The sequence below is a fragment of the candidate division WOR-3 bacterium genome (assembly GCA_039804165.1).
Lineage (GTDB): Bacteria > Hydrothermota > UBA3072 > UBA3072 > UBA3072 > JAFGHJ01.
Genome location: JBDRZZ010000004.1, coordinates 82,415 through 95,976, shown reverse-complemented (window position 1 = coordinate 95,976; position 13,562 = coordinate 82,415). Strand labels below are relative to the sequence as shown.

Below are 13,562 nucleotides of genomic sequence, written 5' to 3'. Positions count from 1 at the left end.
CCCCTTTAAAATTAAATGGAGTTTTTATTTTAAGTCTCTCTTATTTGCCCGTTGCCTCTTATTATGAATTTGGTGGATGTAAGTTCAGTAAGGCCCATAGGCCCCCTTGCATGGAGCTTTTGAGTGCTTATTCCAATTTCCGCTCCAAGCCCAAATTCTCCTCCATCAGTAAACCTTGTGGAAGCATTAACATATACAGCTGCGGAATCAACCTCTCTTAAAAATTTATTTGCATTCTCATAGTGGTTTGTGACAATAGCTTCAGAGTGTTTAGAGCTATACTTATTTATGTGATTTATAGCCTCATCAATATCATTCACAATTTTCACTGCCATAATGTAATCAAGGTATTCTTTATACCAATCTTCTTCGGTTGCTTTTTTTATATCAGGTAGAATCTTTCTTGTAAGAGGACATCCTCTAAGTTCTACATTTTTTTCAGAAAATTTCTTATACATAAGGGGAAGAAACTTTTCTGCAATGTCTTTGTGGACAAGAAGAGTTTCTGCTGCGTTGCAAACACTGGGGCGGTCTGTTTTTGCATTATAAACAATTTTAATAGCCATATCAATGTCTGCATAGGAATCTACATAAACATGGCAATTTCCTGTTCCTGTTTCTATAACTGGAACTCTCGATTCTCTTACAACTCGTTTGATTAAGCTTTCTCCACCTCTTGGGATTAAAACATCTAAATATTCGTTTAATTTTAATAAAACATCAACAGCTTTGCGATCCGTTGTTTGGATTAATTGGACGGATTCCCTCGGTAAACCAACCTTACTAATTCCATCTTGAATTATTTCCGTTAATATCTTATTAGAATTAAAAGCTTCAGAACCACCTCTAAGAATAACAGCATTTCCAGATTTAAGACATAGACCAGCAACATCTACAGTAACATTTGGTCTTGCTTCGTAGATTATTCCAATTACTCCAAGAGGAACTCTCACTTTTCCAACTTCAAGACCATTAGGTCTTCTTTTCATTCCAATAATTTCTCCAACTGGATCTTCTAACTGAACAACTTCTCTAAGCCCTTTTGTCATTCCTTTAATTCTTTTTTCGTTTAGTTCTAATCTGTCCAAAAGGACCTTGCTAAGCCCTGCTTTTTTTGCAGAGCTCATATCTTTTTTATTAGCAGCAATTATTTTATCAATAGAATCTTCCAAATTTTTAGCCATATTAAGCAAGGCTTCATTCTTTTGATTTGTTGAAGCTTTAGCTAAAACTCTTGAAGCTTCTTTTGCCTTTTTTGCCTGAGCGATTACTTCTTCTTTTATCCCCATTATTAAACTCCTATTACTAAATTTCTTCGGTGGATTACTTCTTCCTGATTTACGTAACCTAAGATAGAGAATATTTCACTTGAGTGATGCCTTTTGATTTTCTCTATTTCCGAGCTTGAATAATCAACAAGACCTCTTCCAATTTCTTTTCCTTCCTCATTTAATATCTTTACTAAACTTCCCGAAGGAAAACTTCCAATTACTTCCACAATTCCTCCAGGTAGAAGACTTTTTCCTTTTTTTACAATTGCTTCTTCAGCACCTTTATCTACAACCAAACTCCCACAAATTGGGAGATTGAAGCTAAGCCATTGCTTTCTCTTAGAAAGAGTATCTTCTGTAGGTAAAAATGTTGTTCCAATATCATATTTTTTATTATTTTCAAGCATATTAACGATGTCTATAATTACGTTTTTTCTATAACCAGGACCAATTACCATTGTTATTCCAGATTCTACAGCAATCTTTGCAGCTTCGATCTTTGTTACCATTCCTCCTATGCTTATTTCGCTTCCTTTACTTCCTGCTAAACTTTCAATTTCTGGAGTAATTTTTTCAACTTTCCGAATAATGTCTTTTTTTCTCTTTTTTAAAAAGTCTCCCTTATAAAGTCCTTCAACATCACTTAGGTTTATTAAAAGATCAGCTTCTGCAAGTCCAGCCACTTTTGCGGATAGAGTGTCATTATCTCCAAATTTAATTTCAGCTGTTGCAACCGTATCATTTTCATTTACGATAGGGATAACTCCATATTCAAGAAGAGTCATTAATGTGTTAAAGGCATTTAAATAGCGAGTTCTGTCTTCAAGATCACTTGAAGTCAATAAAATTTGTGCTCCTCTTTCTCCATACTCTCTCAAAAATTTATTATATACTCCTATAAGAAGCCCCTGCCCAATGGCTGCCATTGCTTGTTGTTCTGTTATTAATTTCGGTCTTTTATCAAGACCTAACTCACCCATTCCAGCTCCAATCGCTCCTGAAGTTACAACGATAATCTCCTTACCACGATTTTTAAGATCCACAAGTTGCCTTACAATGTTGTCAATCATCGTAAGGTTTAGCTTTCCTGAGGAATAAGTTATTACAGAACTTCCGACTTTTACAACGATTCTTTTATATTTTTTATTCATTTTTAGGTAATATAAAAAATCAAGATTATTTGTCAATATGCTTTAGATTAATCTTTAAATAAAAAAGAGGAATTTTTTCCTCTTTTTAGAATTGAAGAATCGTCAAAATATTAGGTTTAGGGTCCTATCCCCCTCTTTTTACTTAACAACTAAAAGCTTTGTTATCTGGGCAGAGCCAGGGCCCGAGACAACTCTAACAAAGTATACACCGGCTGGTAAATCAGTAAGTTCAACTTCGTTCGGAATCATTATTGGTAAATCCATCTTCTTACTTCCATCCACTCCGTAAACAGAAACCATTGCAAGAGCCGATTTTTCCGAAGAAATTTTTATCTTGTTGATTAAAGCTTCAAGCTTTATTCCATTTTTATCTTTTATTAAAATGCCATATGGTCCATCTGTAGAGAAGTAGTCAAAATAGAGTGAACAAGCTGGGTTTAAGTAACTTGAATCAGAATAAATTTCAAAGTCTGTCTGAATAAAGCGGAGTTGTAGAGCTTCGCCCTTATAATTGGTCTCTGAAACAGTTGATATTAGCTCATTCCATGCATCTGGAGTAAGATCCTGAATATGATAAATTGTGTAAAGGTCGTGAGTCCAGTCAGAGTCTCTCTCAAAAATTACAATAGAATCTACCTTTTGAACAGCGCTACTTGGGACATATAGATAATACCATAATGTATCACCGAATTGTAAGCTATTGCAGATTTCTTGGTCAAAAGCGTTCTGAGTAGGTCCTCCACCTCTTGCAGAATCTTTTGCAATAAGGAGCCATCTCGATGTAGTTGTTAATAAGCCAGAAGTATCAACAAGTGGGAGTAAAAGTCCCCTTGTTCCATGGCGAACCGGAAGTCCTTGCTCACTTCCTATAACCTTAGGGGCTGGAATAGCTCTATCTTTCCAGAGTCTATATTTGGCAAAAGGTCTAATGTTCTCGGAGTCTATCTCCCTATCTTCAAAGTCTACTGTGACTGCAAGAGCAGGAAGCACAAGAAGCACAAAAGCCAAGAATAACACCAAGAATTTCTTCACGCTTCACCTCCTTTTTGGTTTAACCTAATATTTTGACGATTCTTCAATTTTATCTCCTTACTCATAAAAACTCTTTTTATAATATAAACTCTTTTAATTTACTGTCAAGGGGATTTTTTGAACCCCCTAAGAGTAATTTTTTTGTGACAAATTTGTGAAGTTTTGGATATGCACTTGACAGATTGAACTTTTCAATTACCTTTAAAAACGAAGAAAATGGTTTCCTTTTTAATCATAAAAAAGGCGGTAAATTATGAAATTTTTAGATAATAGATATCTTTTAGAAACAAAAATTGCCGAGGAGCTTTTTGAGAGAGTTAAAAGTTTACCAATTTTAGATCTCCATTCTCATGTTGATGTAAAAGAAGTTTTAGAAGATAAATCACCCAAAGATATTTGGGAAATAGTGGGAGCAACTGATCATTATGTTTGGGAATTGATGCGTAGAAGAGGTGTTAGTGAAGATAAGATTACTGGTGATGCTTCAAATAAGGAGAAATGGTTTGCTCTTGCAGAAGTTTTTCCTTCTTTTGCTGGGAATCCTACTTATGAGTGGATTCATTTGGATTTAAAAAGGAGATTTGGGATAAAAAAGCTTATATCAAAAGAAACTGCTATGGAAATATGGGAAGAAGCCTCTTCTATTTTGAAAAGAGGAGATCTTTCACCAAGGAGATTATTGAAAGAGATGAAAGTAGAGCTTATGTGCACAACTGATGATACGATAGATGATTTGAAGAATCATGAAATGATTAAAAAAGAAATGGATAGTCCGATAATCCTTCCCACTTGGCGCGCTGATAAAGCTATTGAGATTGAGAAAAAAGATAAATGGAAAAATTATATAGAAAGGTTAGGAGAAATTACAAAGGAAAATACCTCTCGTATTTCTGGGCTAATTTCAGCTTTAGAAAAACGCCAAAGATATTTTAAAGAACATGGGTGTATTTCCTGTGATTTTGGATTGGAGAGGCCTTATTCTTTTCCTGTGAGAGAAAAAGAAGTCTCTTTGATTTATGATAAAGCATATAGAGGAATGGAATTGACTCAAGAAGAGGTAAGTAAATTTAAGGCTTTTATGCTTTATGAGATTGGGAAAATAAATAAAGATGCGGGTTGGTTTATTCAACTTCATATTGGGGCTTTGAGAAATTATAGGGGAAAATTATATAAGACTCTTGGCGCTGATTCTGGAGGTGATATTTCAACTCAAAATATAGATTTCGCAGAAGGATTGAGATATTTTCTAAATGAATTTGAAGATCTTATAATTGTGCTTTATTGTTTAGATCCTACCCATCTTCCTACAATTACAACAATTGCACGAGCTTTTCCTAATGTGATGATAGGAGCTCCATGGTGGTTTAACGATAGTCCTTTTGGAATTGAATTTCATCTTAATTACACGAGTTCTGTAGATCTTCTTGCAAACTGTTTGGGAATGGTGAGTGATTCAAGAAAGCTTTTATCTTATGGTTCTAGGATTGAGGTTTTTAGAAGAACTTTATGTAATGTGGTTGGAAAGATGGTTGAAAGAGGTCAGATTCCTTTTGAAGTGGCTCTTAGAATTGTTGAAGATGTTTCTTATCTGAACACAAAAAGACTTGTGAAATTATAATATTTATGGAGGAGATAATGAAATATTTCGATATTGAAGGAAAAGTGGTTGTTATTACAGGGGGAGCCGGTATTCTTTGTTCTGAGATAGCGAAGGCTATTGGTGAGTTCGGAGGAAGAATTGCTATTCTTGATATTTCCGAGGGTGGAATTAGAGAAGTTAGTGAAGATTTAGATAAAAGAAATATTGAAAATATTGGAGTTAAAACAGATGTAGAAAATAGAAAAAGTCTTTTAGAAGCTAAAGAAAAAATTTTAAAAAAATTTGGAAAAGTGGATGTTTTGATAAATGGAGCTGGAGGAAATAAGGCGTTAGCCACTACAGGACCTAATTTGTCTTTCTTTGAGCTTCAAGAGAAAGCTGTAAGAGAGGTGATTGATTTGAATTTTTTAGGGACCTTTTTTGCTTCCCAGGTTTTTGGAGAAGTTATTGCTGAAAGAGGAGAAGGAGTTATTATAAACATATCTTCAATGTCAGCCTTTAGTCCTCTTACTAGAGTTCCTGTTTATTCTGCTGCAAAAGCTGCTGTAAGTAATTTTACAAAATGGCTTGCAGTATATATGTCTCAAAATTACTCAGATAAAATAAGGGTGAATGCAATTGCTCCTGGGTTTTTTTTGACCGAACAGAATAAATTTTTACTGATAGATGAGAAAACCTCTAAATTGACAGAAAGAGGAAAAGCTATAATTGAACATACTCCAATGAAAAGATTTGGGATCCCGGAGGATCTTATTTCTACAGTGATTTGGTTAATTTCTCCAGGGTCAAAGTTTATTCATGGAGTAGTTATCCCTATTGATGGGGGGTTCTCCGCTTTTGGAGGTGTTTAGAGAGAAAGGAGGTTTTTTATAAATGAAGAAGAAAGCAGATATAGGATTGATTGGTCTTGCAGTGATGGGGGAAAATCTTGCTCTTAATATAGAAAGTAAGGGTTTTACTGTTTCTGTATTTAATAGAACAACCTCAAAAGTTGATAAATTTTTGGAGGAAAGGGCTAAGGGAAAAAACATAATTGGAACTCATTCTATCCAGGAATTCGTAAATTCAATTGAAACACCAAGGAAGATTATCTTAATGGTTAAAGCTGGTTCTCCTGTTGATGAGGTGATTAGTGAATTAATTCCTCATCTTTCTAGAGGTGACATTATAATAGATGGAGGAAATTCATTTTTTAAAGATACAGAGAGAAGGGCAAAAGAGGTTAGCGAAAGGGGATTTCTTTATATAGGAACTGGTATAAGTGGAGGAGAAGAAGGTGCTCTAAAAGGACCTTCCATTATGCCTGGAGGTCATAGAGAAGCTTATGATGCTATTGCTCCTATATTTAAAAAGATAGCAGCTCAGGTAGAAGGAGAACCTTGTTGTGAGTACATGGGACCAGGTGGTGCAGGACATTATGTAAAAATGGTTCATAATGGGATTGAATATGCAATTATGCAGACTATTGCAGAGATTTATGATTTAATGAAAGATGTTCTTAAGATACCCATAAGGGAACAAGCAGAAATTTTTTCTAAGTGGAATGAAGGTGTTTTAGGTTCTTATCTTATAGAAATAACTGGGAAAGTTTTAGCTAAAGTAGATGAAGAGACAGGAAAGCCTATTGTGGAGCTTATTCTTGATGAGGCTTCTCAAAAAGGAACAGGGAAATGGACTTCTCAAAATGCTATGGATTTAGGAGTTTCTATTCCTTCAATTGATGCTGCTGTGGAGGCGAGATTTATCTCTGCCTGTAAGGCTTTAAGAGTTGAAGCTTCAAAATTACTAAAAGGTCCGTCTCTTACGTTTAATGGAGATAAGGAGGAATTTTTAAGGGAGGTTCATGATGCTCTTTATGCTTCCGAGATTATTGCTTATGCTCAAGGTCTTTCTCTTTTAACTGCTGCTTCAAAGGAATATGGATTTGGGTTAAAGCTCGGAGACATTGCAAGAATTTGGAGGGGAGGTTGTATAATAAGATCTAAAATATTAGGAAATATAACAGAAGCTTATGAGAAGAATCCTCTCCTTCCAAATTTGTTATTTGATGATTACTTTAGAGAAGTATTAAATAACACACAAAGTTCTCTTAGAAAGGTTGTTGAAACTGCGGTGGAGTTTGGGATTCCTTCTTTAGTGGTTAGCTCTTCTCTTGCTTATTATGATAGTTATAGAAAGGAACGTTTACCTGCAAATCTTATTCAGGCACAAAGGGATTACTTTGGGGCTCATACTTATAAAAGAGTGGATAAAGAAGGAATTTTCCACACCCAATGGTAATTGGTAAGGGATTGGAGAAGGGGCACTTACTAGAAGAAGAGGTGCTGGAATTTTCCTCAAAAGTGCTTCAAGATATAGAGTTTTCAAGAAAGAAAATTCTTGTTATAATCCCAGATCACACCCGAACAGCTCCTTTACCTCTTTTTTTTAAAGTAATATATGATTTAATTGGAAATAAGGTAAAAAAATTGGATTATCTTATTGCTCTTGGAACTCATCCTCCTTTAAGTGAAGATAGAATCTTGAAACTTATAGGGATTACAAAGGAAGAGAAAGAGAAGAAATATTCTACCATAAACTTTTTTAATCACAAATGGAATGATCCTTCTTCTCTTGTGAGAATAGGGACTATCTCGAAAGAGAAAATTGAAGAGATTACGGAAGGGTTAATAAGGGAAGGAGTGGATGTGGAGATAAATAAAATGGTTTTAGATTATGATATTTTGGTAATTGTAGGACCGACTTTCCCCCACGAAGTTGTGGGATTTTCTGGAGGAAATAAATATTTTTTCCCAGGCATTTCTGGGCCTCGGATTTTAAATTTCTTTCACTGGCTTGGAGCTTTAATAACCAATATGAAAATAAATGGAATAAAAGACACGCCTGTGAGGAAAGTTATAGATCTTGCCTCTTCTTTTATTAAAATTCCGAAGGTTTGTTTTAGTCTTGTTGTTAAAGATGGAAAATTAAGTGGTTTATTTATTGGAACTCCAGAAGAAGCCTGGGATAAAGCAGTGGAGCTTTCTAAAAAACTCCATATAATATATAAAGATAAACCTTTTAAAGAGGTTCTTGGAGTTGCTCCAAAGATGTATGAGGATCTTTGGACAGCAGGAAAAGTTATGTATAAGCTTGAGAATGTTGTAGAGGATGGTGGAGAACTTATAATTTACGCTCCCCACATTACTGAGGTTTCTTACACTCACGGAAAGATTTTAGATAAGGTTGGTTATCATGTAAGAGATTACTTTCTTGCCCAGGAGGAAAAATTTTCCTGGGTTCCTGGAGGGATAAAAGCACATTCTACTCATGTTAAAGGGATTGGAACTTATAAAGATGGGATTGAAAAACCTAGGATAAATGTAATACTTGCTACCGGAATTCCTAAGGAAAGATGTGAACTTATAAATTTGGGATATAGAGATCCAAAGGAGATTGATTTGTCCTCTTGGGAGAATAAAGAAAATGAAGGGAAACTTCTTGTCTGGAATGCAGGAGAAATTTTATATCGCTTAAAATAAAAATGGAGGTGTAAAACGTGAATAAACCTAAGAATGTTGTTGTAGCACAATCAGGTGGTCCAACACCTGTTATAAATAACACCCTTAGAGGGGTTATAGAAACTTGCAAGAAATTTCCAGAGAAATTTGGGAAAATTTATGGTGGCTTTCATGGAATTGAAGGGGTTCTGAAAGAAGAATTATTAGATATAAGTGCTCAAGATAAAAAGGAGATTGATCTTCTTAAAACTACCCCTGCTGCGGGTTCTATAGGGACTTGTCGCTATAAGCTGAAAAAAAGCCAAGAAGAGGACTTTGAACGCATTGTGGAAGTTTTTAAAGCCCATGATATTGGTTACTTTTTTTATATAGGTGGAAATGATTCTATGGATACTGCTAATAAAGTGGGACTCCTTGCAAAAGAGAGGGGTCTTGATCTTATCGTTACAGGGATTCCTAAAACAATTGATAATGATGTTGGAGACTCTGAATTTAAATTAATAGACCACACTCCTGGTTATGGAAGTGTAGCGAGATATTGGGCTTTTTATATTCAAAATGCCAATGAAGAGAATAAAGGTTCTTGTCCAAGTGATCCAGTTCTTGTTATCCAAGCCATGGGGAGGAAGATTGGATTTATTCCAGCTTCTGCTCGTCTTGCGGATCCTGAAAGAGAATTACCTCTTCAGATTTATTTAGTAGAAAGCGGATTAAATCTTTCAGAACTTGCAGATAATGTGAATGATGAACTAAAGAGAAGTGGGAGAGTGATAGTAGTTATAAGTGAGGGTTTCCCTGTTGGAGATCTTGGAGAGAAGAAAGATCTTTTTGGACATATTGAGTATTCTTCAAGTGAAACCACAGTTGCTCAGATAGTAACAAATTTCCTTAATAAGGTTGGGCTTAAAGCTCATGGAGCTGCGAGAATGCAAATTCCAGGAACCGATCAGAGAAATGCCATTGTTTATGCTTCAGAAGTTGACTTGGAAGAAGCTTATAAAGTAGGAGAGGAAGCTGTGAATATTGCGGCTTCTGGAGATTCTGGTTATATGGCAACAATTTTAAGAAAAGATACTTCTTCTTATGAAGTTTATTATAGCAAAGTGCCTCTTGAGAAAGTTGCTAATTCCGAGAGAACTTTCCCATCTTCCTGGATTGCTCCAAATAGGATTGATGTAACAGATGACTTTATTAATTATGCAAGACCTTTAATAGAAGGAAATTGGGTTCGTGTTCCACTTGAAGATGGTTTAATGAGATTTGCAAGGTTTAAACCAATCTTTGCGGAGAAGAAATTAAAAGAATATGTTCCTATGGCTTATAGATAATGATGAATTTCGAAAAAGGAGGTTAAATGATTAGAGAGGCTCAAAAGAAATTATTAGAATTTCAACCTAAAAATGAGTTTTTTGTAGGAATAGATTCTGATGGATGCGTTTTTGATACGATGGGGATTAAACAAAGAGAGTGTTTTTGCCCTTGGATGATTGGTTATTTTGGTCTTCAACCTGTGGCTCAGGCTGCAAGAGAATGTAAGGAATTTGCGGATCTTTTTTCTAAGACAAGGGGGGCCAATCGTCACGTAACCTTGAAAAGGATTTTAAGTGAGCTTTTACCTTCTCACCCGATGGTTAAGTTACGTAATTTTGAAGTTCCTCGATTTCCTTATTATTTTAAATGGGTGGATGATCCAAATAGTCTCCTTAGTAATGAAGGTCTTAAAATGGCTATTGAAAAATCTGAGAATGAAGAAGAAAAAAGAGAACTGAAACTTGTTTTAGAATGGAGTGAGAAGGTAAATTGGGCTATAAAGGAAATCGTGAAGGGAATCCCTCCCTTTCCCTGGGTGAGGGAAAGTCTTGAGAGACTTTCTAAAAATGCAGATATAATAGTAGTTTCATCTACTCCAGGGGAGGCTTTAGAAAGGGAATGGAAGGAACACAAAATTGATAAATATGCAAGCATTATTGCGGGACAAGAATTAGGAAAGAAAAAAGACCATCTTCAGCTTACAGCAGGAGGAAAATACAAAGAGGATCATATTTTAATGATAGGAGACGCTCCCGGAGACCTTAAGGCAGCCCAGGCGAATAATGCTCTATTTTATCCCATAATTCCTGGGAAAGAGGAAATTTCCTGGGAAAGGTTTTATAAAGAGGCTATAGACCTTTTTCTAAATGAGAAATATAAAGGTAATTATCAAGATAAACTTTTGGAAGAGTTTGATAAGTGTTTACCAGAGAATCCACCTTGGGTTAGTTAGTAAACCCTAAGGGGGTTTTAAAGATGGATAAGGCTAAATAGATTATTTTATGGTTTTATTATTAGTTATTTTTTTTATTCCTCAGAAAGAGATAAACAATGCTTTGGAGATTCTAAATTTAGAAAAAGAGGCTTTTGATTTTCCAAGATTGGATTGGGCAGAAGTTTCTTTTGTTTTACCTATAGTGAAAGAATTGATGGAATCCCCTTTAAATGGGGAAAAATATGTTCGTAGAATAAAAAAAGCTTTAAACGGTTCAAAAAATAATCTTATAAAAACCATTTCCGAAGACTTAGGATTTTCTTTTAAAGATATCTCATTACCCATTGATTCTTTACCTGATTTAGTTTCTATAATAAATGAGGCAGGTAGACTTTACCAGGAAGCTTTTAAAAGTCTTAATAGAAGAGAAAGATTGATATTACTTTCTATTTTGCCTCGTAGATGGGAAAATGAAGATTCCCCAGAGGATGATTGGCTTAAGGTAGTTTTACTTAATAAATATAATATTTCTTTTGACACAGCTGGAATAAATGAGGATACGGTTATTAAGATTGTTGAGAAAGTAGATTTTGAAAAGTTAATTCGGGTAGGGATTTTGATAATTCAGATTGCAGAAGAAGTTCCAAAACTACTTAGAAAAATAGAAGATGGAGTTCTACCTCTTAAATTTGAATCTAAATTTGGTGTAATTTTTGTTGGAACAAGAGGAAAAGATGAGTATAAAGGAGCATCATTTGTTATTGATCCGGGAGGAGATGATAATTATATTAATTGTGGAGGTGGTATTGGTCTTTTAGATTCAAGTTTAGCCTTGAATTTTATTGTTGACGTTGAAGGGAATGATGTGTATCTAGGAGAAGATATAATATCTATTGGTTCAGGGTTTGGTGGTGTGGGATTTATTTTTGATTTTGGTGGTAATGATAAATATTATGGAACTCATTTCTCTATTGGCTGTGGTTATCTTGGTTTTGGTTTTATTGAAGATTTTGAAGGGGATGATTTTTATAAAGGAGGGATTTTTTCCCTTGGAGCTGCTAATTTTGGAATTGGGATACTTTTAGACCATTCTGGAAACGATTTTTATTCTACGGATTGTTTTGGGGAAGGTTTTGGAAGCACCCTTGGCTTTGGAATTTTGGCAGATTTTTGTGGTTCAGATGTTTATTATGCGGGAGGAAAGTATTTTAATACCCCTCTTAATCCTAATTCATTTCTTTCTATGGCGCAAGGATTTGGATTGGGAAGACGACCAGATTTTGGAGGAGGGATTGGTTTCCTTTATGACAAAAGTGGAAATGATTTTTATAATGGAGATGTATACGCCCAGGGAGTAAGTTATTGGTGTTCTGCAGGTTTTCTTTTAGATGAGGAAGGTGAAGATAAATACCTTTCTACCGAATACTCTAAAGGTACGGGAATTCATCTTTCCTATGGATTTCTTGCTGATATTGGAGGAAATGATGTCTATTTTTCAAGTAAAGGTCCTGGATTAGGAGAAGGACATGATCTTTCTTGTGGTATTCTTATAGATTCTTCGGGAAATGATTGGTATATGGTTTCTGGTGGGGTAGGGCTTGGGCTTCACAACTCTATTGGTATATTTGCAGACCTTTCTGGGGAAGATGTTTATAATATTACTGAAGAACTTGGAATAGGAGATGCAAATTACTCTCGGGGTTTCTCTGGAATTGGTATTTTTGTAGATTTAATGGGTAAAGATTTTTATCCTGAGGGAAGAGGGAGTGATGACACTTACTGGATTAATGGAGATTATGGTGTTGGAATTGATAAAAATAGTGAAGAAAGAGAAGAAATTCCTCAAAGAAAGGTTCCAGATTTTTCTCGTATGTCTATAAAAGAAATTTTTAAAATTGCTTCAGAGTGGGAGGTTGGGAATAACAAAGATAGAGTGAAAGAAGCAAGAAAGGCTCTTTTAAAAAGAGAAAAAGAATCCATTAAGTATATTTTTGAGGATAAACTTAATACAAAAGATGCTCTTGAGTTGAGGGCTATAATAAAATTTTTAAAGGAATTGAAGGATTCTTTATTGGTTGAGAATTATTTAAGGGAATATATTTCGGTAAACGAGGAAGAAGCAAGAAGGAATGTTTATTTATTAATTGGAGAATTAAATTTGAAAAATCTTGGAGATTCTCTTATTTCAGCTCTTTCCAGGGAAGAAGAAAAGCTTATAAGAACAATTGTTTATTCTCTTGGTAAAATAAAAGAGAAAAGAGCTGTTAATAAATTAATTTCTTACCTTTCTTTAAAAGATGAACGTCTTTTAGTCGTTTCTATAACAGCTTTAGGGGAGATAAGAGATACAGCTGCAATTAGGCCTTTACTCCCTCTTATTAATTCTCCCTCTCTTATAGTGAAATCAGCTGCTATAAATTCATTGGTTCAATTTGATACTCTTATTATTCCTTATATAAAAGAAAATTTAAGAGGAGATTTTCCTCCTGAGTTTTTGATTGTGGTTTCAAAAGCAATAGAGAAATATAGTGATAGTTTTTATAAAGACGAAGTAAAAAAGCTACTTTTTGAATATGTAAAAAATTCGGATTGGAAAAAAAGGGAATTTTCTGTTAGAGGGCTTTCACTTCTTGGAGGAGAGGATGTAAAAACTTTATTTTTAGAAATTCTTCCAAATGAGAAAAGTTATATTATTAAGGGTATCATAGAGAGGTTTCTAAAGAAGGTAAAATAGGTTTTAAGGCACTTTTTTTAGAGTTGACA

10 protein-coding genes are annotated in these 13,562 nt (G+C 34.6%); 7 read left to right on the top strand and 3 right to left on the bottom strand.

Going from position 1 to position 13,562, the window contains the following annotated elements; all coding sequences use genetic code 11:
• Nucleotides 1-29 precede the first annotated feature (29 nt).
• The 3 genes from ABIN61_03145 to ABIN61_03135 all read right to left on the bottom strand — a co-directional run bounded on the left by ABIN61_03145 (nucleotide 30) and on the right by ABIN61_03135 (nucleotide 3,454).
• On the bottom strand, nucleotides 30-1,289 hold the full coding sequence (locus tag ABIN61_03145; protein MEO0293203.1) for a glutamate-5-semialdehyde dehydrogenase: 1,260 nt from the start codon (nucleotides 1,287-1,289) through the stop codon (nucleotides 30-32).
• Nucleotides 1,290-1,291: 2 nt separating this feature from the next.
• Nucleotides 1,292-2,422 (bottom strand): glutamate 5-kinase, encoded by a 1,131-nt coding sequence (gene proB, locus ABIN61_03140; GenBank protein ID MEO0293202.1) that lies wholly within the window; start codon nucleotides 2,420-2,422, stop codon nucleotides 1,292-1,294.
• Between the two features lie 138 nt (nucleotides 2,423-2,560).
• Nucleotides 2,561-3,454 (bottom strand): T9SS type A sorting domain-containing protein, encoded by an 894-nt coding sequence (locus ABIN61_03135; GenBank protein ID MEO0293201.1) that lies wholly within the window; start codon nucleotides 3,452-3,454, stop codon nucleotides 2,561-2,563.
• A gap of 253 nt (nucleotides 3,455-3,707) precedes the next feature.
• On the opposite strand from ABIN61_03135, the gene uxaC reads away from it, so the two are divergent.
• The 7 genes from uxaC to ABIN61_03100 are packed head-to-tail and all read left to right on the top strand — an operon-like array spanning nucleotide 3,708 to nucleotide 13,533.
• Nucleotides 3,708-5,072 carry a glucuronate isomerase gene (gene uxaC, locus ABIN61_03130; GenBank protein MEO0293200.1) on the top strand — a complete coding sequence of 455 codons (1,365 nt, stop codon included), beginning with the start codon at nucleotides 3,708-3,710 and terminating at the stop codon, nucleotides 5,070-5,072.
• A 17-nt stretch (nucleotides 5,073-5,089) separates the two neighbouring features.
• On the top strand, nucleotides 5,090-5,905 hold the full coding sequence (locus ABIN61_03125) for an SDR family oxidoreductase (GenBank protein ID MEO0293199.1): 816 nt from the start codon (nucleotides 5,090-5,092) through the stop codon (nucleotides 5,903-5,905).
• Nucleotides 5,906-5,927: 22 nt separating this feature from the next.
• Complete coding sequence (gndA, locus tag ABIN61_03120; protein ID MEO0293198.1) at nucleotides 5,928-7,334, top strand: NADP-dependent phosphogluconate dehydrogenase; 1,407 nt, start codon at nucleotides 5,928-5,930, stop codon at nucleotides 7,332-7,334.
• Nucleotides 7,328-8,575 carry a lactate racemase domain-containing protein gene (locus ABIN61_03115; protein ID MEO0293197.1) on the top strand — a complete coding sequence of 416 codons (1,248 nt, stop codon included), beginning with the start codon at nucleotides 7,328-7,330 and terminating at the stop codon, nucleotides 8,573-8,575. The genes gndA and ABIN61_03115 overlap by 7 nt, the downstream gene beginning before the upstream one ends.
• A gap of 17 nt (nucleotides 8,576-8,592) precedes the next feature.
• Nucleotides 8,593-9,882: a diphosphate--fructose-6-phosphate 1-phosphotransferase gene (locus ABIN61_03110; GenBank protein ID MEO0293196.1), complete on the top strand. Its 1,290-nt coding sequence runs from the start codon at nucleotides 8,593-8,595 to the stop codon at nucleotides 9,880-9,882.
• A 26-nt stretch (nucleotides 9,883-9,908) separates the two neighbouring features.
• Complete coding sequence (locus ABIN61_03105) at nucleotides 9,909-10,817, top strand: HAD hydrolase-like protein (protein MEO0293195.1); 909 nt, start codon at nucleotides 9,909-9,911, stop codon at nucleotides 10,815-10,817.
• Between the two features lie 49 nt (nucleotides 10,818-10,866).
• The gene (locus ABIN61_03100; protein ID MEO0293194.1) at nucleotides 10,867-13,533 is read left to right on the top strand and encodes a HEAT repeat domain-containing protein; all 2,667 of its coding nucleotides are present in this window, start codon (nucleotides 10,867-10,869) and stop codon (nucleotides 13,531-13,533) included.
• Nucleotides 13,534-13,562: the final 29 nt, after the last annotated feature.

Coding starts and splice junctions, on each gene's coding strand:
- ABIN61_03145 (MEO0293203.1), bottom strand. CDS start 1,289: ATGGGGATAAAAGAAGAAGTAATCGCTCAGGCAAAAAAGGCAAAAGAA.
- proB (MEO0293202.1), bottom strand. CDS start 2,422: ATGAATAAAAAATATAAAAGAATCGTTGTAAAAGTCGGAAGTTCTGTA.
- uxaC (MEO0293200.1), top strand. CDS start 3,708: ATGAAATTTTTAGATAATAGATATCTTTTAGAAACAAAAATTGCCGAG.
- ABIN61_03125 (MEO0293199.1), top strand. CDS start 5,090: ATGAAATATTTCGATATTGAAGGAAAAGTGGTTGTTATTACAGGGGGA.
- gndA (MEO0293198.1), top strand. CDS start 5,928: ATGAAGAAGAAAGCAGATATAGGATTGATTGGTCTTGCAGTGATGGGG.
- ABIN61_03115 (MEO0293197.1), top strand. CDS start 7,328: ATGGTAATTGGTAAGGGATTGGAGAAGGGGCACTTACTAGAAGAAGAG.
- ABIN61_03105 (MEO0293195.1), top strand. CDS start 9,909: ATGATTAGAGAGGCTCAAAAGAAATTATTAGAATTTCAACCTAAAAAT.
- ABIN61_03100 (MEO0293194.1), top strand. CDS start 10,867: ATGGTTTTATTATTAGTTATTTTTTTTATTCCTCAGAAAGAGATAAAC.